The sequence below is a fragment of the Paenibacillus sp. FSL H8-0332 genome, from assembly GCF_037963835.1.
In the GTDB taxonomy this organism is placed as follows: Bacteria; Bacillota; Bacilli; order Paenibacillales; family Paenibacillaceae; genus Paenibacillus_AQ; species Paenibacillus_AQ rhizoplanae.
On the sequence record NZ_CP150145.1, the window covers coordinates 803,819 to 824,715 of the forward strand.

General features: G+C 53.3%; 13 protein-coding genes. 8 read left to right on the forward strand and 5 right to left on the reverse strand.

Annotated features, from left to right (window positions below; all coding sequences use genetic code 11):
* Positions 1-39 precede the first annotated feature (39 nt).
* The 3 genes from NST43_RS03445 to NST43_RS03455 all read right to left on the reverse strand — a co-directional run bounded on the left by NST43_RS03445 (position 40) and on the right by NST43_RS03455 (position 3,644).
* Positions 40-1,680, reverse strand: a complete 1,641-nt coding sequence (locus NST43_RS03445) for an AraC family transcriptional regulator (RefSeq protein ID WP_339222555.1) — start codon at positions 1,678-1,680, stop codon at positions 40-42.
* Positions 1,681-1,714: 34 nt separating this feature from the next.
* Complete coding sequence (locus tag NST43_RS03450; RefSeq protein ID WP_339222557.1) at positions 1,715-2,728, reverse strand: helix-turn-helix transcriptional regulator; 1,014 nt, start codon at positions 2,726-2,728, stop codon at positions 1,715-1,717.
* 139 nt (positions 2,729-2,867) lie between these two features.
* On the reverse strand, positions 2,868-3,644 hold the full coding sequence (locus NST43_RS03455) for a polysaccharide deacetylase family protein (RefSeq protein WP_339222559.1): 777 nt from the start codon (positions 3,642-3,644) through the stop codon (positions 2,868-2,870).
* A 192-nt stretch (positions 3,645-3,836) separates the two neighbouring features.
* Here NST43_RS03455 and dgt point away from each other — a divergent pair, with 192 nt between their 5' ends.
* The 3 genes from dgt to NST43_RS03470 all read left to right on the forward strand — a co-directional run bounded on the left by dgt (position 3,837) and on the right by NST43_RS03470 (position 7,858).
* Positions 3,837-5,246 carry a dGTP triphosphohydrolase gene (dgt, locus tag NST43_RS03460; RefSeq protein WP_339222560.1) on the forward strand — a complete coding sequence of 470 codons (1,410 nt, stop codon included), beginning with the start codon at positions 3,837-3,839 and terminating at the stop codon, positions 5,244-5,246.
* A 201-nt stretch (positions 5,247-5,447) separates the two neighbouring features.
* Positions 5,448-7,232 carry a methyl-accepting chemotaxis protein gene (locus tag NST43_RS03465; RefSeq protein ID WP_209993267.1) on the forward strand — a complete coding sequence of 595 codons (1,785 nt, stop codon included), beginning with the start codon at positions 5,448-5,450 and terminating at the stop codon, positions 7,230-7,232.
* Positions 7,233-7,564: 332 nt separating this feature from the next.
* Complete coding sequence (locus NST43_RS03470; protein WP_339222562.1) at positions 7,565-7,858, forward strand: hypothetical protein; 294 nt, start codon at positions 7,565-7,567, stop codon at positions 7,856-7,858.
* 279 nt (positions 7,859-8,137) lie between these two features.
* On the opposite strand, the gene NST43_RS03475 is transcribed toward NST43_RS03470, so the two are convergent.
* On the reverse strand, positions 8,138-9,094 hold the full coding sequence (locus tag NST43_RS03475; protein ID WP_339222564.1) for a D-2-hydroxyacid dehydrogenase: 957 nt from the start codon (positions 9,092-9,094) through the stop codon (positions 8,138-8,140).
* A gap of 90 nt (positions 9,095-9,184) precedes the next feature.
* Here NST43_RS03475 and thpR point away from each other — a divergent pair, with 90 nt between their 5' ends.
* Complete coding sequence (thpR, locus tag NST43_RS03480; RefSeq protein WP_339222565.1) at positions 9,185-9,796, forward strand: RNA 2',3'-cyclic phosphodiesterase; 612 nt, start codon at positions 9,185-9,187, stop codon at positions 9,794-9,796.
* 76 nt (positions 9,797-9,872) lie between these two features.
* A complete protein-coding gene (locus tag NST43_RS03485) occupies positions 9,873-10,775 on the forward strand; it encodes a cell wall hydrolase (RefSeq protein WP_209993271.1) in 903 nt (300 codons plus the stop codon).
* 184 nt (positions 10,776-10,959) lie between these two features.
* Here the strand turns inward: NST43_RS03485 and NST43_RS03490 are convergent, their stop codons facing one another.
* Positions 10,960-12,156, reverse strand: a complete 1,197-nt coding sequence (locus NST43_RS03490; protein WP_339222566.1) for a glycosyltransferase — start codon at positions 12,154-12,156, stop codon at positions 10,960-10,962.
* 296 nt (positions 12,157-12,452) lie between these two features.
* Here NST43_RS03490 and NST43_RS03495 point away from each other — a divergent pair, with 296 nt between their 5' ends.
* The 3 genes from NST43_RS03495 to gltB all read left to right on the forward strand — a co-directional run bounded on the left by NST43_RS03495 (position 12,453) and on the right by gltB (position 20,582).
* Positions 12,453-13,028 (forward strand): TetR/AcrR family transcriptional regulator, encoded by a 576-nt coding sequence (locus NST43_RS03495; RefSeq protein WP_036693681.1) that lies wholly within the window; start codon positions 12,453-12,455, stop codon positions 13,026-13,028.
* A gap of 228 nt (positions 13,029-13,256) precedes the next feature.
* Positions 13,257-15,611, forward strand: coding sequence for a YhgE/Pip domain-containing protein (locus NST43_RS03500; RefSeq protein ID WP_339222568.1), 2,355 nt, complete (start codon positions 13,257-13,259; stop codon positions 15,609-15,611).
* Positions 15,612-15,986: 375 nt separating this feature from the next.
* A complete protein-coding gene (gene gltB, locus NST43_RS03505) occupies positions 15,987-20,582 on the forward strand; it encodes a glutamate synthase large subunit (RefSeq protein WP_339222569.1) in 4,596 nt (1,531 codons plus the stop codon).
* The last annotated feature ends 315 nt before the right edge of the window (positions 20,583-20,897 follow it).

Consider the following 20,897-nt stretch of genomic DNA (forward strand, 5'->3'; position numbering starts at 1 on the left):
ATCATTATGATAGGAGAACGATGCATACTTTACAATGGATTATAACCCTCTGTTGGCATGGATAATTCTATCGTTCAGCGTACCTATCCGGGATGCAACATAAGACATGGCCCACATCCGGCCTGAGGGTCCAAGGGTTTTGAACAACAGATCTCCTGCATCGAACACCCGGCGCTGCCTCACTGCATCCAGTGAAGACCATTCTTGGGATGACAGCAGCGTCTCCAGCCGTTGTCTCGATTCCAGGGTAGGGTCCGCAGCCAAAAAGATGTACCCCGGGTTATACCGCGGAAGCTCATCAATCTCAAAATCCACCGCCTCGGTCTGTTCAGAGAATGAGAGGGAAGGGCGTAGTCCAAGATCTCTGTATAGTAGGGTTCCTGTCTGATTGGAGGCACCGTACAGGCGGTAGAATTCGGAGCTGACTCTGATAAAAGAAACCGTGGGCAGCAGTACATTCTGTGCTTCCAGCCGTGATCTAAGGAGGTGCTTCTGCTCTGTGTAGCAGTTCATCCAGTCGTCAGCCTGCTGCTCTCTGCCCAGAATACGGGACAACCGGGACAACTGCTGCTCCACATTATCGGTATGCTTAAGAACAACCGTGGGTGCGATGGACTCCAGCAACTCGCCTGGTAACAGACGGTCGCTCCCAATAATCAGATCAGGCCTCACCCGTGCCAGCTCTTCATAATTCAACCGGGAACCGTTCAGGCGGACAATTTCCTGCTCCAGCACACCCGGGTAGGGGAGGCTATAATTTCTTGACACCCGTTCCCGGTAAGACAGCGCAGCCACTGGCGTCAGTCCAAGTGTCATCAGGTAATCATCCAGACCATAGTAGAGAACAGCAATACGGATATGATTGTTTTTAAGGTAGCTGGCCGGTGCCACGCCTTCCGATTTTTTGAACACCCGGCTAAAATAATGCTCGTCCTTATAGCCCACTTCCTTGGCGATCTGCTTGACACGTTCGGAAGAGAAGAGCAGCTGCTTAGCCCTTTTTATCCGTTCCTCCAGCAAATAGGCCATAGGTGTCTTTTCTGTAAGCTGCTTGAACGCTCTGATAAAATGATTGGTGCTTAAGCCCGCCATTAGAGCCAGTTGCCCAACTTTAAGCTCTTGGTTGTAGTTGTTCTTCATGTAGGCGAGCACATTATCCATCCCTACAGCCTTGTCCTGCCCAATACGCTTACCTGGTTGAAGTATCAACGCGAGCAGCTGTTGCAGCCGGTACTTGGCGTGCATGATATCCTCCGGGTTACGGGTGCGGTGAAAGGAGGTCATTTGCCGGCTGATCTCTGCAGCCCGTGGATGGCCGGGTGCTTCAAGCTTCCCGTTAACCGGAAATACCGGAGAATGGAGCTCCTGGTGCATGTGATCCTTACGAAGCTGTATACAGGAGAAGAAAATGATCATATAACGTAGCGGTTCTGCCGTCAGCGCTTTGCCTTCCACTGAAGTTTCGGGCAACAACAAAAAGAAGTCTCCTTTATTCGCCGTAAGCAGCCCCCCATTTAGGATAATCTGCCCTTTACCTTCTGTGACATAACACAAGGCATGGTGGTGAAGGGTCCTTCGGGGCAAAGTTTCCCCTTCTGCAAATCTTCCGTAATAGCTGTGTACGCTTGAAAAAAACAAGCGCTCCAGCCTGAACGCTGCCTGTGGTATTGTGGATAACATGCGTTCCTCCTCGTTCGGCCCGTGTCTATTGAATTCAAGTCTCGTAAACAATATTGCCCGTCTCGCTCAGGTCATAACTGTGAATTGAGCTTAGCTCATTACGGAAGGCTTCAGAGCGCAGAATATCCAGAATGGCGTTAATCCAGACTTCATTCTCCGGCTTCTTCACCATGACCAGATCGTAGCGCTCGCGGATCAGCGGAATGAAGTCGATGCCGTCAATGATTCTGGCGGCTTTCTCGGTGCCGATGCCCACATCCGCCCCGCCTCTTGCCACCAGGCTGGCTACTGCCAGATGGCTGTTCTCTTCATTAATGTATCCGTTCAAGCGGGAGGACGGAATTCCATGCAGGCGCAGCTGTTCATCCAGCAGCACCCGGGCGCCGGAGCCGCGCTCACGGTTAATCAGCGTTAGCCCGTCTTGCCGGAGGTCCCCCCAGCTGCGGATGCCTCGCGGATTGCCCTTTTGCACATAAAAGCCTGCGCTGCGTGTTAGCAGATGCACTACAATATAGGAGAAGCCTACGAGCAGCTTGCGGATATAGGGCAGGTTGTATTCGCCGCTATCGCCATCCAGCAGATGGGTACTGACAATATCTGATTCGCCCTGATACATGGCAATGAGGCTGTCAAGACTGCCCGCATAGGAACGGAGCGGGCGGGTGGAGGGCAGGGTCCGCTCCAGATGGGTCGCCAGAATATCAAGTGACATATCCTGTCCGGTAATGACTACATGTACACCGCTGCTCTTCATGCTGTGCGGCGGCGGGGAGGCGAAGGCCTGATAAGGCGCGGCGAACGGGGCTGTCTGCTGCGCCTGCGGCAGTGCAGCCTCGGTCAGCCCGTCCCCGGGCAGCGGATGGGCAGAAGGCCCGCTGTTGCGGGAATTCTGCTTGTACCTCTCCAGATCAGAGAGGTCAACCCGCATCTGCTTGCCGACACGGTAAGAGGGCAACTCGCCCTTTTTAATGAGATCATAGACCTTGAGCTTGGAGATTTTGAGCAGCCTGGCGATTTCCTCGGTTGTATAGGAAGTATTCTCGGTCATGTATTGTACCCTCCTGGGGGATGGACTGCGGCAGATTCACAAATAGCCATATTAGGATAGCCTTATTATGCTCAAGACTACCTTATTTTGTGAACCTGTGCAATCCGGGGAAGGCCCGGGAGAGAAGAGGGCAGAGACCCTAATAGGTCATATGCCGGTCCGTCTTCGCCTGCTGCACATCGGATAGCCCAATCAGCTCTGAGACGGTAACGAACTGGAAACCCTGCTTCTTAAGCGCAGGCAGAATAATCTTCAGTGCTTCCTTCGTCTGCGACGGCCCGTGGACATGGTCATGGAACAGGACAATATCGCCGCTCCTGGCATTGCGGATGACCCGGTTTGAGATGTTCCAGACGCCAGGGCGGTTCCAGTCGCGGGTGTCCTGATGCCAGGACCACAGTACGGGCTTCAGGCCCATGCTGTTGGACACATCGATCAAGGTCTCATCGTACATTCCGCCCGGCGGTCTGAACAGGCTGCTGTGTCTGCCGGATATCTTCATAATTTCCTTCTCCGTCAGCGCAAGCTCCTTCTGAATCTGCTCCCCGGAGATCGGTCTTTTGAAATAGACATGATTATAAGTATGGTTCGCCAGCTCATGTCCTTCACTAATCACGCGTCTGGCTACATCGGGATAAGCGGCGATCCGCTTGCCAATTGCAAAAAACGTGCATTTCGCTTGATACTCATGCAGCACCTCCAGAATGCTGTCCGTCTCCAGAGGGTCCGGGCCGTCATCGAAGGTCAGCGCAATCACCTTCTGGCTGGTGCGCACTTCCCAGATCATATCGCCGCGCTCCTCATAGTAGTAGCGGTTTTTTGCCTTGTTCGGACTGCCCAGGGCCAGATCGGAAGGGCTGTACATCAGCGCCAGTGCTGCAAGAACTGCGGCGGTCAATCGGGTGACTGTTCTCATGGCTCTCAGATTCACTCCACACTTGTTTTTATAAGCGGTTCCTGCTGCTTAAGTCTTAGAATGCTCTATCCCCCTTGGTTGCTATGCATTTATAGCAGCCCGCAGGGCGATTTGCATTTTAGAGTGAAAGTTCCGGCGGAAATGACTTATAATAAGTTACTAAATACAGATCAAGGAATAGGGGCAGCGGAGATGACACTGATTGAACAAAGAGAGCATAGACAATATCCCGAAATCACGAAGCTGGAGACCTCCAGAGCCGCATATGAACGCGACTATTCGCGTCTGATCCATTCGCCGACCTTCCGGCGGCTGCAGGGCAAATCTCAGGTGTTCGGAGCCGGAACCGGGGATTACTACCGGACACGCCTGACCCACTCGCTGGAGGTGGCACAGATTGCCCGTGAAGCGGCCAAGAGCCTGCTGCGTTCTTACCCGGAAGTAGAGACAGGAGCTGCAGAGAATCCGGGCCTGGTCATTGACCCCGAGGTGGTGGAATGTGCGGCAATCGCCCATGACTTCGGACATCCTCCATTTGGGCATAAGGGAGAAGAGGTGCTGGACAACCTGCTGGAGAAGCTGGTGACCCGCAAGACGGTGGAGGCAGTGGCCAAGTCCGGCGCAGGTCCTGTTCAGCAGCAGACGATTCATGAGAGCATGAAGCGCAAATATGAGCATTTTGAAGGCAACGCCCATAACTTCCGCCTGATTATGTTTCTGGAGAAGCGTGAGAATATCGACGGCCTGAACCTCTCGGACGCGGTGCTGCTGGGCATTAACAAATATCCTTTTCCCGGGACGGTGCTGAAGAAGGGGATGTATCTGCACGAATGGGAGTATATCCACGAGATCCGCACCCAGTGGGGAATTCCGGCAGGCAAAAAGACGCTGGAAGCGCAGCTGATGGACCTGTGTGACGATATTGCTTATTCGGCGCATGACCTGGAGGACGGCATTAAGGCCGGTAAGATTGAGGTGCATGAGCATTTCATGCATGACGACTACATCCAGCGGCTGATTGTGGAGAAAATCACCACGCTTGAGGATGCCTTCTGGTCCGGCTGGAACAAGTCCGCGATCCGCTTCAAGGTGGAGGAGGTGCTGAGTTCATTCCTTCGGGTCTGGAAGGAGAAAATGCCTACCTGTGAGAATGACTATTCCCGCACCCGCCGTGAAGTCAAGGCCTATTGGGTCAGTACCTTTGTCGCCAGCCTCGGCGTGATCGGGGACGGGGACTGGAAGAAGGTTACCTTCATTAAGGAAGGCAGGGAGGATGAGGACATGCTGCGGACCGTTAGTGTGCTCAAAAGCTTCGCCTGGGTAACGATGATCCGCGATTTGCGCGTACAACGTCTGCAGAAACGAAGCGAGTGGATACTGCGGCGGCTGTGGGAGGCATTCCTTGATCCAGAGACATCCCGGAGCATTATCCCATCGGACTGGCTGCAGCGGTTCGAGAAGGACCAGAAGTCGGCGAAGCCGATCTGGACCTGGGAGCATATGGTGACCGATTATATCGCCGGAATGACCGATGCTTTTGCCGAGAAAATCTACAATGAGCTGTACGGGCTTAAGGTTGGTTCGATTTACGATCTGGATTAGACCTATATAGTAGAACCTTTACCTGTCCGCCGTTTGGGCTGGCAGGTAAAACCTTACATCGAGAGAAACATGTAAATTTTTAACCGACTGTTGCCGACATAGTACATGTAACCTATTTTTTTTTGCTTTTTTTATGAAAATAAATGAAATCAGATGGAAAATGGTGTAAACATCCAGACATTATCAAGGGGGCACACAGGTGTGGGTATAGGTCAGCGACTGAAGGAGTTGTTAGGAAAAGGGAGGAAGGGAGCAGACAAGGAGCAGCAGGCAAGTCTATTCCGGGGCAGAAAAAGCATCGGCTCCAAGATAGCCTACGGTTATGCGGCTCTGGCTGTATTCGTTATGATCAGCGGCGGGGTTTCGCTCTATCAAATGAACAATATGCAGAAGAACACCGGGAACATTATTAAAAATATCATTCCCGAGCTGAACAAAATACACAATGTCAATTACCTCACAGAGCATGTTATGGCCCTTAGCCTGCAGCATATCCTGAGCACTGACAACGCGGACAAAAACGCGCTTGCGGAAGAGCGGTCCAAATTTATCGGCAAAGTAGCGGGTACTTTTAAGGAATATAAAGCCAATCTGAAAGGAGAGCAGGAGCTGAAGCAATTACAGTCGCTCGTCGGGAAATGGGGTGAGTTCTTGACTGTCAACAATCAGGCGATCCTGCTCAGCAGCTCAAATGACGAGAAATTAGCCCTGGAGGTATCGCGGAAAGGGATTGACGCTTTTAATTCCATGCAGGTAGATCTGGATGCGCTGGTGGCGCACAGCCAGAAGGATGCTGAGGATGAGGGCAAGGTTTCCACGGATATTTTTAATACCTCCGGGAGAATGAATATTGGGACTGTGCTGATTGTCCTGATCGTTATCGGTTTGGTGAACATGTTCATCCGCAGAACGATCGTCAACCCGCTGAAGAAGGTAACGAAGCAGCTGCAGCAGATCTCAAGCGGGGATCTGACGGCAGAGGAGACACTGATTGGCAACAAGGATGAGATTGGTCTGCTGGCTACAACCGTGAATGAAACGAACCGCACGCTGCTCGAAATGGTCAGCCAGATCCGAAATGTATCGAGGATTATTTCGGAGCAGGGCGATGAGCTGATGCATACGATTGCCGATACCAAGGAGGGCAGCAGCCAGATCGCACTGACGATGGAAGAGCTGGCCTCAGCCTCCGGCAGCCAGGCCGAAGCAGCAGTGGATGCCTCCAAGGCGGTAGAGGAGTTAAATGCGTTAATCGAGAATTTTGCGGGCAGAGGTACGGATCTCTCCAATCATTCAGAGCAGGTCCGGCAAAAGGGCGAAAAAGGCCGGGCGCTTATGGAAAGCTCCGTGGCGCAGATGAACGAGATTGCCGATGCAGTCTCGCAGTCTATGGGCACCGTTGAAGAGCTGAACCGCAAGAATGAAGGCATCTTCCATCTGGTGGGGGCCATCCGGAGCATCTCGGAGCAGACCCATCTGCTGGCGATCAATGCCGCCATTGAAGCGGCACGGGCTGGTGACAGCGGACGCGGCTTCGCGGTTGTCGCACAGGAAGTACGGAAGCTGTCGGAGGATGTGCAGCGGACGGTCTCGGAGATTACAGAGATTACGCAGGGTATCCAGCTCGACTCCAGAACCATGGTAGAGCAGCTGCGCGGCGGAGTAGCCAAGACCGAGCAAGGCAGCCGGCAGATTGTGGAGACCGGGGATGCCTTGGCTGAAATCAACGGCTCGGTCCGTATGATGGCGGTGACCATCGATGAGATGGGCCAGGACCTGCAGCAAATGACCGGTGCCAGCGAGACCATGAATGAGTTCAGCCAGCATATCTCGGCACTCTCCCAGCAATCGGCGGCAGGTGTCGAAGAGACCTCTGCTTCTGCGCATGAGCAGCTCAGCTCAACCACCGCCGTGGCTAACGGCATCGCGGAGCTGAAGCTGCTGCTTACGGAGCTCCGGGAGTCGGTTAGCCGATTTAAGGTGTGAGGGGGATAGATTGAACTTTAAGACTTCTGGGCGGCGATGTCGGCCGTAACTGCGGTGATATTTGGACTTACGGTCGCTGTTGTTCCCGGATTTCTTGATTTGAACCGCAGTAGCGGTTGAAATCCGGGAACAAAGGCGGACGCTACCGCTCCTACAGTTCCAAATATCCCCTCCGTTACTCTCATCTAGATGTGGTACTTCAAGTTCAATCTATTTGGTGATGGAAGTATAACAAGAGCCTCTGCGTAGTTCAGCAGAGGCTCTTTATTATGCGTGAATACGTGAATACGTGAATACGTGAATCACTGAATGAACTGAATTGCTGAAATTAGTTGAAAGAGTTGAATGAGCTGAGCATGTATCGACATGTGGGTGCTGGTGATGCTAATGCTGGTGGTGATGCTGTTGTACTGATACTGATGCTGGTGCTGGTGCTGGTGCTGGTGCTGGTGCTGGTGCTGGTGCTAGTGCTAGTGCTAATGAGTCCGCTTGGAATCCTGCACAATTTGCAACATTTACCTGATCAATATGAGGTGAATGAGAGATTGTTGCACAAATGTCAGCAATTCTTCTCCAGTTGGCAGATGAACGGGACAATTCCTGCATTTCATGCAACATTCCGCTAGAATAGCCCAAATTGGCGATACCCGAGTTGCAATATGTGCAACATTTGGCCGCAAGGGACCGTTAGAACTCTAAACTGTGAGTCTGCGAGGTAACAAAATTGCCATTACTCAACCAAACCCCTAGCTCGCCAACCCACCGACGCACCAAGCTATGACCTGCCAGCCGACCAACTAGCCGCCAACCCGCCAAGCTACGGCCTGCCAGCCAACCCGCCAAGCTACGGCCTTGCCTGCCAACCCCCTAGCTCTCCAACCCGCCAGCTCAGCCGCCCAAGCCCCCTAGTACTGGCGGCTATAATCCACCAGGTTGCGCGAAGGCTTGCCGGATTCCAGATAGGCCTGCATGTTCTCCACGAAGATGTCGACCACCCGGTCGGCATAGCGGTCAGTTACCCCGGCACAGTGAGGGGTGATGATTACCTGCTCCATGCCCCATAGCGGGTGGTCCTCCGGCAGCGGCTCGGTCTCGAAGACATCGAGGCCCGCCCCGGCTAGCTGACCGCTGTTCAGTGCAGCGATCAGATCGTCCGTATGCGTGGTCACGCCACGGCCAATATTAATATAGTAGGCCCCCTGCTTGCAGGCGGAGAAGACCTCAGCATCGAACAGCCCGCGGGTTTCGTCGGTTAGCGGCAGGGTGTTGACCACGAAGTCCGCCTCGCGGACGGAGTCCTTCAGCTCCCCGGTGGTGAAGATCTGGTCGAAGCTCTCTACCGTCCGTCCGGATCGGCTGACTCCGATCGTCTTCATCCGGAAGGCTTTGGCGATTCTGGCGGTCTCGCTGCCGATAGCACCGGTTCCGGCGATGACGATCGTCTTGCCGGTCAGCTCGCTCTCCTGCCCGTCCGAGTGCCAGCGGCGGTTCTGCTGGTTGCGGATATTCGTGTGCATATTCCGCGTGAACATTAGCATGAAGCTGAGGATGACAGCGGTAATCGGCTGCGCATGCACGCCGCTGGCGTTCGTCAGCAGAATTTCGCGTTCCTTCAAGCCCTCCAGCGGAAGCTTCTCTACTCCGGCGGACCAGGCTTGTACCCAGCGGAGCGGCGAGCCCTGGCGCAGCACGGTGTCACGGATGCCTTTGCCCCAGCCGATAATAATCTCTGCGCCGGAGAGCAGCTCCAGATCAGGGTTCCTGGAATCTCCAAGGGTAAGGGTGTACTCTGGTGCAGCGGCGCGGATCAGCTCCTGCTGAGCGGCTGACAGCTGCTGCATACAAACGATGGATTTAGTCATGTTGGTTCCCTCCTGTTCTACATTTCAGTAGAGAAATAGACGATAAGTATAGATAAGCATAACAAATCTGCCTGGAAAGGTGAAATTCGCATGAGTCATTTGGACCCGGAGCAAGAAGTGGAGCGCCTGTTCGTTGCGGTGCCGCTGCCTGATACGCTGCTTGAATATCTGAAGAATGAGTCTGCCCGTGTGTCGTCAAGACTTAAATTTGCCAGATGGACACATTTCAAAGATTTCCATATTACGCTGCAATTTCTTGGAGATACCTCCAGGGAAAATATTCCATCTCTCTATGAGGCACTATGGAAGGTTGCGCGCTCAAGTAAAGGCTTTCAGCTGAAGCTCGGCGAATGGGGCACCTTCGGTCTTCCAGACTCGCCAAGAGTGCTTTGGGCCGGGGTTTCCGGCGAATTGGAGCCGCTGAAGGAGCTACAGCAAAGGGTGGTTTCTGCAACCCTTCCTCTAGGATATACTCCAGAGATGCGAACGTACAATCCCCATTTGACAGTAGCCCGCAAATATCGCGGAGAAGATCCGTTTACGCTGGAGCAGCTGGAAAATTTACGGATGGACACCAAGCCCTCGGGCCAATTACTTCCAGACATAGGCTGGACGGTAGATGCTTTTGTGGTGTATGCTACCAGGATGCATGCCATTCCTATGTATGAAATGACTGAAAAATTTACATTTTTCTCAACATAAATCGACAAGAAAGTTTTCAAAGCTTCCATTTTCGGTTACATACAATAGGAATGTGCCGTAAAATAGGAGGTAAAACATGTTGATTTTCAAACAGAGCCGCTATATTGCGCTGCTGGTTGGTGTAATCCTAGTGTCTTTCTCAGCGATAAGTTTGATGAACCCCGAAGGATCTGCTGCTACCGGGGAGAATGTAATAGAAATGGGTAAGTTGAACTCTGCAAGCCACCAGTCTGTGGAGCAGCTTATTCCGCAAGCCGCATCCGTCCTGCACAGGACAAGCCATTCAGCCGCAATCCATACACCCATGCTCTACACCACAGCTGCCAAGCCTGTCCATACCTGGACCCGCACAGTGAGTGCAGGATGGTTAAGTCCCGAGAAGCTGCAGCGCAAGGATGCGCCTAAGCCGGCTTCCATTCTGACTAAGCCTAAGGTAACTGTGGTGAAAGCATCGCCGCCAGTGGCGCAAGCGCTGAGGATCGCGGCAACGGGGACGAAGAGTGTGAATGTAAGCAAAGCTGTAACTCAGCAACATCCCCCCGCAACATTGTTCTTCTCCCGGACCAAGCTACTACCCAAGGAGCAGCAAGCTGAAGCTACCTGGAGCTACGCCGTATCCGGAGAAGACCTGCATCTGCTGCAAAAAATCGTCATGGCAGAGGCAGAAGGCGAACCGTACAAGGGCAAAGTGGCAGTTGCCAACGTTGTTCTAAACCGGCTGCGGTCAGCCAATTTTCCCGACACGATTAGAGAAGTAATCTATCAGAAAAGGCAGTTCAGTCCTGTAGGCAATGGGCGTCTTAAGCGCGTCAAGCCAAATGCGGACAGCATTAAGGCTGTGAATGCAGCACTTATGGGGGTCAAAGAAGTTACAGATGATACGTATTTTTTCCTGTCGCTGACGCTGGCACAGGATCTTACCGTGCATCATTCCCGGACACTCGCCAAGACCATCGGCAATCATACTTTCTATAAATAAAAAAATCTCTATACATCAGACGCTATACGTCTATTCTATTACGCCCTTATGGTGTTACCGGCTGACGCAGCCACATCAGGGATATCGCTGGCTGCTATATCTTGTCAGCTCCGCGCAAAGAGCCTCCAAATCCAAGCTTACGGCTGGATTGGAGGCTCTTTGCAGTTCGGGTAGGGTAACCCGCTTAAGGAGTGACATAGACGGCTTCTTCGCTCCGTGCCTTGGGCGGCGGGGCGCTCCACGCCTCGGAGAAGGCCGCTTCGGCAGCAGGCTTTCCCAGCATCTTGAGGATGGTGGCAGCGCAGTGCTGCGGCTGCTGGAGGTCCGGAGAGGTCTTGCGCTTCTGCGGTCCTCCGAATCCGGCATATTCGCTTAGGAGCATGGAGAACCATTTATCCACGACGCCCGGATCAAGCATCTCGGCCAGCCCCAACTCAACGAAATACTGGCTGTTCTTCTCTTCCTGTCCCGGGATGGCATTGTAGAACAGCATGGGAATACCCTTGGCCTGGGCTTCAGTGCAGGTCATTCCGCCGGGCTTCGTGATCAGCAGATCGGAGGCATCCATCAGCTTGTTAATCTCACTGCTGTACCCGAGAATCCTTACATTGGGATGGTTCAGCAGGGGGTTGGCCTGCATTTTGGTTATAGCTTTGTCGTTGCTGCCCATACAGAAGATAAGCTGGATCTCATTGATCCGGGCGGTGAGCGAGTTCATAATATCCTTGCCGAACATCAGGCCCCAGCCGCCGCCCATAATAAGCGCAGTCGGGATGTCAGCGAGCCCCAGCTCTTTGCGCAGCTTAGTCTTACCCTGGGACTCCCAGAATTTCGGATGCACCGGAATTCCGGTCACGGTCACCAGCTCGGAGGGGACGCCGCGTCCTGTAAGAATGGATTTGACCTTTGAGGTCGATACCAGATATCGGTTGGCTTCTGCATTCACCCAGCTGCCATGGGCATCATAATCCGTAATCAGCGTGTAGAACGGTACATCCAGCCCCTGACGCTTCAGCCTGGAGATGACCGCAGCGGGAATCGGATGCGTGCAGATAATCAGATCCGGCCGCAGCTGCTCAATGACCTGAGAAGCATGGGTATAAAAAATCCGGTGAAGGGCCAGCTGGGTCAACCGGTTGAGTGATTTATGATATTGGGTCTTATACATCATGCCGACCAGCTTCGGCTGGCTGCTGACAGTTTTGCGGTAAGCGGAAAGAATCCAAGGAGCGACCGTAGGATTCAGGAATTTTCCGAGCTCGAAGACCCGGCACTGAACATCGGGGTTCAGCAGTCGTATTCCTTCAGCCAGAGCATAGGCTGCCCCTGTATGGCCCGTGCCGAAGCCTTCCGAAAACAGCAGTACTCTTTTCTTTCGCATAAGTTCACCTGCAACTTTCCATTATAGGTAGATTAAATAGATATCTTTATTAGTCCGTTTGCGGTTTGCGCGTACATGCTTCTCCTAATATTATACTAGGGATTTTGCTTCTTTTCTCACATTATACAAATAAGACGTAAATAGAAAGTTAAAACACTGCAATAAAATAAAAAAAAGTTGCAAACTATTGCAAAACTATAGGCAAAGTGATAAAGTTGGTCTTGACCGAGTGACCGGATCAGTAAATTGGTCAGAACAAGACTGCTAGACGATCCTCAAGGAAAGGGAGTGTATGAATGGCTGTGGTAGATCGAAGGCAGCAGGTGCTGCAGGCGGCGACGAAATCTTTTTCATTATTCGGCTATAAGGCAACTACAATGGATCAGGTCGCCAAGATTGCCAATGTCGGCAAAGGGACGATTTACACCTTTTTTACGAACAAGGAACAGTTATTTGATGAAATCCTGCGTGATGTCATCATCGAGATGAAAATGATCGCCGAGCGGGAGATTAGGCGCGATAAGCCGTTTTTTGATAATCTGCACCGTGTGCTGGATGCCCTGCTGGAATTTCGGAGCGAACACGAGCTATTCATTAAGCTGTCTCAGGAGAGTCTTGACTTCGGAACGCCGCAGGCTGGTGAAGGACTCGACAAGATCGAGAGTGTGGTGCTTGAATATCTGGAACGGGAGGTGGAGCAGGCCATTCGTCAAGGGGAAATCAAACCCTGCGATCCACAGATTGTGTCGGTGGTAATGTTCAGGCTATATATCGCGCTTACTGCTGAGCTGAGTAAGGTACATGTGCCGTTGACCAAAGAACAGATCAAGCATTACTTTCATCTGTTTTTGGCAGAGGGGCTGTCACAGTAGAAGTTAAGTCCGGTATAGGGATGGCGTCTCGTACAGCTGCGCTTTCCCTGAGTGGGATCGATGAGGCGGATGGTTCTGAACAGGGTAGACTCATTTTTTTTTGCCTTTAATTGACCAAATGGGGAAAACAGTCATCCAGTGTTACTGTAACATTCACGAAACTATCATTTCACAGCAAGTCATCGTATTTTTCAAGAGAGAGCATATGATCATAAGGAGAGAACCAGAATGAAATCTTTATCCGTGTTTATGAAGGATCTTGGCGCGGTATTCAAGAATCCCAAGATGCGTATTTCCATGTTTGCCATTCTATTTATTCCTGTTCTGTATAGCGGATTGTTCCTGAAGGCATTCTGGGACCCTTACGGTAAAATGAACGAGCTTCCGGTAGCGGTTGTCAACCAGGATAAAGGTGCTGATTATGAAGGCACCAAGCTGACCGCCGGAGAAGATCTGGTCACGGAGCTGAAGAAGACGGACGGGTTCAAGTGGAATTTCGTCAGCAGGGAGCAGGCGGAAGCCGGGCTTGCAGATAATACCTATTATATGGCGATTGTGGTTCCGGAAGACTTCTCGGCCAAGGCAACTACACTGCTGGATGCAGATCCGCAGCCGGCCAAGATCATCTACGAGCCGAATGAAGGCTACAACTTCCTGGCAGGCCAGATTGGCGGCACGGCAGTGAAGGATATCAAGAGCAAGGTATCCGCCAAGATTACGGAAGCTTATACCAGTTCTGTGTTTGATAAAATCACCAAAATCGCAAACGGTCTGGGCGAAGCCGGAGACGGTGCGACCAAGATCGCAGACGGCGCCACCAAGCTGGATGACGGCGCTCTGAAGCTGAAGGACAATCTGGTTGTCCTGACCGAAGGCACTGGCAAACTGCTGGATGGTGTAGCGCCGCTTACGCAGGGCGTGAGCGACCTGAATAATGGAGCAGCCGCTCTGAAAACCGGCAGCAGCACGCTGGCCGGAGGACTGCAGCAGTTATCCGCAGCACATAAGCAGCTGCAGGAGGGTGTAACGCAGTCGGCAGCGGGCAGCAAGCAGCTGAATGCCGGGCTGCAGAAGACGGCAGCCGGAACGGCTTCGCTACAGGCCGGAACACAGTCGGCTGTAGTCGGCACAGAGAAGCTTCAGACAGGTACGAAGGCGGTCGTGGACGGCAGCGCGAAGCTTGCGGCCGGATTAAGCTCCTCCGCCGAGGGCAGTGCGAAGCTTGAAGCCGGACTTACGGCTTCGAAGGATGGCAGTGCCAAGACCGCAGCCGGAGCCAAGGCTGTAGCTGACGGTCTGCAGGCGCTGGCGAAGTCGAATCCGACGCTTGCGGCAAGCCCTGAGGTGCAGAAGCTGCTGGCAGCAAGCGCGGCAGTAGCTGCGGGCACGGCGCAGCTGGACCAGGGCCAGCAGCAGCTCCTGAACGGAGCTGCTGCCCTGAACAGCGGCCAGGGGCAGCTGCTTGAGGGAGCAAATCAGCTGCACAGCGGTTCACAGCAGCTGGATGCAGGTGTAGGCCAGCTGCATGACGGAGCGCAGAAGCTCTACGCAGGCAGCACACAGCTGCTGGATGGCCAGAATCAGCTGGTAGCCGGAGCAGGAGCACTGGAGAACGGCGGTGCGAAGCTGGCCGCAGGCATGAAGCAGTTCGGCGCAAAACTGGACGAAGCGGCAGCGGGCGGCGTGAAGCTGGCAGACGGCGGCAAAGCGCTGGAAGCTGGCACCACGAAGCTGCTGGCCGGCGCAGGCAAGCTGGGCAGCGGACTTAGCTCGGTAGCCGATGGCTCGAAGAAGCTGAGTGACGGAGCAGGGCAACTGAAGGATGGCCTGGATGAGCTGAAGACAGGCTCCGGTGAGCTGGCAAGCAAACTGGGCGATGCGGCATCACAGACTAAATCGGTGAACAAGACCGATGGACTGGTATCCATGTTCGCCCAGCCGGTCCAGATCGAAGAAGTGAAGGTTAACAAGGTGCCTAACTACGGTACAGGATTTGCTCCTTACTTCCTGTCCCTCGGATTGTTTGTAGGCGCACTGATCTGTACGATTGTTATCCCTATGCGTGAATCCGAAGTCATTGGCGCCAGCCGGTTCAACCGGTTCATGAGCCGTACACTTACGTTCTCCCTGATGAGTGTGCTGCAGGCGCTGCTGGCGGTCCTGATTGTCTTGTATGGTCTGGGACTTGAAGTACAGAATGTACCCTTGTTCTACGCCTTCTCGTTCATTACCAGCCTGGCCTTCATGTGGATGATTCAAGCTATTGTTACCTGGATGGATCAGCCGGGCCGCTTCGTAGTCATTCTGATTCTGATCTTCCAGTTGACTACAAGCGCAGGAACCTTCCCGCTGGAGCTGATTCCAGACTGGATGAAGATCTTCAATCCGCTGCTGCCGATGACTTACAGTGTCAAAGGCTTCAAGGCAGTAATTTCTACTGGAGACTTCGGCTCCATGTGGGCTGATGCAGGAACACTAGGTGCTTATGGAATAATCTTCCTGGCACTTACCTTCACCTACTTCATGACCCGTGACCGCGGCAATGAAGCTGTGCTGAAAAGTGAACAAGTTTTGACTGTATAAAGCAACAACATTCTTTGTAAAACATACGAACCAAAAGCGTCCCCTAAGGGGGCGCTTTTGGTTTATTCATAAATATAAATAGCTAATGGAAGTGCCGTTTTCAGGCCGGGAAAATGGTTGAAACGCTTTCAATGCATAAGCGCTTATTCGTCATTTATGCATAATTATACATTCGACAGTTTTTTTACGCTTTTATTCGCTAAAGCTGCAATGTAAAAGTATTTGTTAATCAAGCTCATAAAAAAGTTTAAATTGCGCTCATGTCAGCTCGATGATAAAATAATAACACCAATTCTGCCTGAATAAATATTAAGATTTTCCGCTGAAAAATTTTCCTGGAATTCCGTCTACTTTATAATAGAGAGGTTGCATGTGATGAGACACACTGAACTGCCCGGCAAACAGGGCCTTTATGATCCCCAGTTCGAAAAAGACGCTTGCGGCATGGGATTTGTCGCGCATATTAAAGGCAAGCCGTCCCATGATATTGTCAGCAATGCGCTGACTATGCTCTTCAATATGGAGCATCGGGGAGGCCAGGGAAGCGAGCCGAACTCTGGAGACGGAGCCGGTATTATGCTGCAGATTCCTCACCGTTTCTTTGCCGGCGAAGCCGCGAAGCTGGGCTTTGAGCTTCCGGAGCCGGGCCATTATGGCGTGGGCATGATCTTTCTGTCTCATAACGAGGAGATCCGGGCCAGCCATGAGGCACTCCTGAGCGAGATTATCGCGGAAGAGGGCCAGCAGGTACTCGGTTACCGCGATGTCCCGACCTTTGACGAAATGCTCGGCAAGACGGCCAAGGCTGCTAAGCCTTATGTACGCCAGGTCTTTATCGGCCGCTCGGAGGGAATTAAGGATGACCTGTCCTTCGAACGCAAGCTGTATGTGATCCGCAAACGGGCAGAGCTGGCGATCCGCTACGGCGGGGCAGAAGAAGGCGAATCCTTCTATGTGCCGAGTCTTTCCTGCAAGAAGATCGTATACAAAGGCATGCTGACTACCGTACAGGTAGGACAATTCTATCTTGACCTCCAGGAAGAGACGCTGGAATCAGCGATTGCGCTGGTCCACTCCCGCTTCAGCACCAACACCTTCCCGAGCTGGGAACGTGCCCACCCTTACCGCTTCATGATCCACAACGGTGAAATTAACACCCTTCGCGGCAACGTGAACTGGATGCATGCCCGCCAGTCGCTGTTCAAGAGCGAGAAGTTCGGAGAAGACATCAGCAAAGTTAAGCCGGTGGTGAATCCGGACGGCTCCGATACGGCCATGTTCGATAATACCTTTGAATTCCTCTACCTGAGCGGACGCTCCCTGCCCCATGTGGCAATGATGATGGTTCCTGAGCCTTGGAGCAATCATGACAGCATGGACGAGAAGAAGAAAGCCTTCTATGAATACCACAGCACCCTGATGGAACCGTGGGACGGGCCTGCCGCAATGGGCTTCACTGACGGTGTACAGATTGGGGCCATCCTCGACCGTAACGGCCTGCGTCCTGCGCGTTACTATGTCACCAAAGATGATCTGATTATTCTCTCCTCTGAAGCGGGTGTCCTCGACATTCCGGCAGAAGATGTACTATACAAAGACCGGCTGAGACCGGGCCGGATGCTGCTCGTGGATACGAAGCAGGGCCGGATTATCTCGGACGAAGAGGTAAAAGCCGAGATCGCCTCCGAGCAGCCTTATCAAGAGTGGCTGGATGAGCATCTGATCGGCCTCGATCAGCTTCCGGATGCACCGGAGCTGCCGAATCCGAAGCATGATAATGTGCAGCAGCTGCAGCAGTCCTTCGGCTATACCTTCGAGGATCTGCGCAAGGTTCTGGAGCCCATGGCCTCCACAGGCGCCGAAGCTGTCGGCTCCATGGGTTACGATTCACCGCTGGCCGTGTTATCAGACCGTCCGCAGCGCCTGTACAATTACTTCAAGCAGATGTTCGCCCAGGTCACCAACCCGCCGATTGACGCGATCCGTGAAGAACTGGTAACGTCCACAGCGACTACGATCGGACCTGAACGCAACCTGCTGAAGGCAGAACCGGAGAGCTGCCGGCAGATCTCGCTGGATTCTCCGATTCTCTCGAACGAGGATTTTGCCAAAATCCGTCATGTCCGCCGTGCGGGCTTCAAGTCGATGTCCATTCCGATTCTCTTCCCGGCGGAGCTGGGAGCAGAGGGGCTGCGAATCGCCCTTGACCGGATGAATGAGGCGGCAGACCGCGTCATGGGCAAGGGCCATAATATTCTTATTCTGTCCGACCGGGGTGTAGACCGCGAGAATGCGGCAATTCCTGCGCTTTTGGCAGTCTCCAGCCTGCATCACCATCTGATCCGCTCGGGAACCCGGACCAAGGTCAGCATTCTGCTGGAATCCGGCGAACCGCGTGAGGTTCATCATTATGCGCTTCTGCTGGGTTATGGTGTAAGTGCGGTCAATCCTTACTTGGCCTTCGAGAGTCTGGATGACATGATCAGCCAAGGCCTGCTCCGCGGAATCTCGCATGAGAAGGCTGTGAAGAACTATATCAAGGCAGCTACGAAGAGCGTGGTCAAAATCCTGTCCAAAATGGGAATCTCCACGATTCAGTCCTATCGGGGGGCACAGATTTTTGAAGCGGTCGGGCTGAATTCGGAATTCGTGGACCGTTACTTCACTTGGACGCCTTCGCGTATCGGCGGAATTGGCCTGGAGGAAGTGGCGCAAGAAGCACTTGCCAGCCATAACCGCGCCTTCACCGACAAAGACGGCAACGATATGGTGCTGGATTCCGGCGGTGAATACCAGTGGCGCAGTGACGGGGAAGAGCATCTGTTCAACCCTCAGACCATTCATCTTCTGCAGCACTCCGTGCGCAGCGGTGATTATGAGATGTATAAGAAGTATGCAGGACTCGTTCAGGGCGAAAGCGAGAAGCACCAGACGCTGCGCTCGATGCTGGAGTTCAAGAGCACCAATGCTCCGGTCTCGCTGGATGAGGTAGAATCGGCTGAATCGATCATGAAACGCTTCAAGACCGGTGCCATGTCCTTTGGCTCGATCAGCAAGGAAGCACATGAGACGCTCGCCATTGCCATGAACCGCATCGGCGGCAAGAGCAACACCGGTGAAGGCGGGGAAGATCCGGCGCGCTTCATTCCGGATGCTAACGGCGATTCCCGCCGCAGTGCGATCAAGCAGGTGGCCTCCGGACGGTTCGGTGTTACCTCGAACTATCTGGTGAATGCCGACGAGATTCAGATCAAGATGGCGCAGGGCGCCAAGCCGGGTGAAGGCGGACAGCTTCCGGGCCGCAAGGTGTATCCTTGGGTTGCAGAGGTCCGTGGTTCAACGGCAGGTGTAGGACTGATCTCGCCGCCGCCGCATCATGATATCTATTCCATTGAGGATCTGGCCGAGCTGATCTATGATCTGAAGAATGCCAATCCGCGTGCCAGTATTAACGTGAAGCTCGTCTCTGAGGTTGGCGTTGGCACTATTGCCGCAGGTGTGGCTAAGGGCCGCGCCGATATTATCCTGATCAGCGGTTATGACGGCGGAACCGGCGCTTCGCCGATGAACTCCATCCGTCATGCCGGACTGCCTTGGGAGCTGGGCCTGGCGGAGACCCACCAGACGCTGATGCTGAACAATCTGCGCGACCGTGTAGTGCTGGAAACCGACGGCAAGATGCTCAGCGGGCGCGACCTCGCGGTAGCCGTTCTGCTGGGTGCCGAAGAATACGGCTTCGCTACTGCACCGCTGGTAGCCGTAGGCTGTATCATGATGCGTGTATGCCAGATGGACACCTGTCCGGTTGGCGTAGCTACCCAGAACCCTGAGCTTCGCAAGAACTTCATGGGTGATCCACAGCATGTGGTGAACTTCATGACCTTCGTGGCACAGGATCTGCGCGAGATTATGGCCGAGCTGGGCTTCCGGACGATTGAAGAGATGGTTGGCCGCACCGATTGCCTGGATGCAGTTAAGGCATCCACGCACTGGAAGAAGAAGGGCGTCGATCTGAGCAGTCTGCTGCACACTCCGGCTATGCCGGAAGGAAGTACACGCTTCCGCAGCAAATTCCAGAACCACGGTTTGGAAGAGACCTTGGATATGATGCATCTGCTTGACATTGCTGCACCTGCGCTGGAATTCGGTACGGCAGTTGAAGCTTCTCTGCCGATTACGAACGTGAACCGTGCAGTGGGTACGATTCTGGGCAGTGAGCTGACGCGCAAATACGGCGCAGCCGGGTTGCCGGACGATACGATCCGGCTGCATTTTACCGGATCAGCGGGACAGAGTCTGGGCGCATTCGTGCCGAAGGGCGTCACTATTACCGTTGAAGGCGACTCGAATGACTATGTCGGCAAAGGGCTGTCCGGAGGCAAGCTGATTATCCGGCCTTCACGCAAGGCTACCTTCGCGGCAGAAGATAATATCATCATCGGAAATACAGCACTGTACGGAGCGACCGGCGGCGAAGCTTACGTGAGCGGCATCGCCGGTGAACGGTTCGCCGTCCGTAACTCCGGGGCGAATGTAGTCGTTGAAGGCGTGGGCGACCACGGCTGCGAATACATGACCGGCGGCCGTGTGGTTGTACTGGGTTCAACGGGCCGTAACTTTGCAGCAGGGATGTCGGGCGGTATCGCTTATGTATACGATCCTGACAACACCTTCGTCAAACGCTGTAACCTGGAGATGGTGCTGCTGGAGCGTGTGGAGGAAGCGGACGAAAGCGCTGAACTGCATGCCTTGATTAGCCGCCATACTGAGCTTACAGACAGTAATGTGGGCCGGGCGATTCTGGACTCATGGGCTGAGGCCCTGCCGAGATTTGCCCGGGTGATTCCGAAGGATTACAAACGGATGCTGGAGCAGATCCGCAAGGTGGAGCAGAACGGTTTGACCGGTGAAGCTGCACTGATGGCTGCTTTTGAAGCGAATATGCGTGAGCTTGCGCGTGTTGGCGGTTAATGTTCTACATTTCATAAGTGATATGCTTCGGCATTGACGGAGCGCATGATCAATTCAAGAGGCCACCTCTTTCCCTTATGGAAAGAGGTGGCCTCTTATGTTTTTCTTACAGGAAATTATGGTCTCGTCTGATGGTGATAAAGTATGCATAGAATTGTGGAGGATTAATGCTCCTTCATTTATCCACAGGATGCTGGCGCGAGGGTGGGCGGGCCAAGTGTATGTGAAAAACAGCACACATAGTACTCGCACGCAGGCGCATGTTCCGAATGTATGCGAAAAACAGCATACATTGTGCTATCCCGTTCACCCGTT

Excerpts from the sequence above, each read along its gene's own strand:
- dgt (WP_339222560.1), top strand. The coding sequence starts at position 3,837 with ATGACACTGATTGAACAAAGAGAGCATAGACAATATCCCGAAATCACG.
- thpR (WP_339222565.1), top strand. The coding sequence starts at position 9,185 with ATGAGTCATTTGGACCCGGAGCAAGAAGTGGAGCGCCTGTTCGTTGCG.
- NST43_RS03500 (WP_339222568.1), top strand. The coding sequence starts at position 13,257 with ATGAAATCTTTATCCGTGTTTATGAAGGATCTTGGCGCGGTATTCAAG.
- NST43_RS03490 (WP_339222566.1), bottom strand. The coding sequence starts at position 12,156 with ATGCGAAAGAAAAGAGTACTGCTGTTTTCGGAAGGCTTCGGCACGGGC.
- NST43_RS03495 (WP_036693681.1), top strand. The coding sequence starts at position 12,453 with ATGGCTGTGGTAGATCGAAGGCAGCAGGTGCTGCAGGCGGCGACGAAA.
- NST43_RS03450 (WP_339222557.1), bottom strand. The coding sequence starts at position 2,728 with ATGACCGAGAATACTTCCTATACAACCGAGGAAATCGCCAGGCTGCTC.
- NST43_RS03475 (WP_339222564.1), bottom strand. The coding sequence starts at position 9,094 with ATGACTAAATCCATCGTTTGTATGCAGCAGCTGTCAGCCGCTCAGCAG.
- NST43_RS03485 (WP_209993271.1), top strand. The coding sequence starts at position 9,873 with ATGTTGATTTTCAAACAGAGCCGCTATATTGCGCTGCTGGTTGGTGTA.
- NST43_RS03455 (WP_339222559.1), bottom strand. The coding sequence starts at position 3,644 with ATGAGAACAGTCACCCGATTGACCGCCGCAGTTCTTGCAGCACTGGCG.
- NST43_RS03445 (WP_339222555.1), bottom strand. The coding sequence starts at position 1,680 with ATGTTATCCACAATACCACAGGCAGCGTTCAGGCTGGAGCGCTTGTTT.
- gltB (WP_339222569.1), top strand. The coding sequence starts at position 15,987 with ATGAGACACACTGAACTGCCCGGCAAACAGGGCCTTTATGATCCCCAG.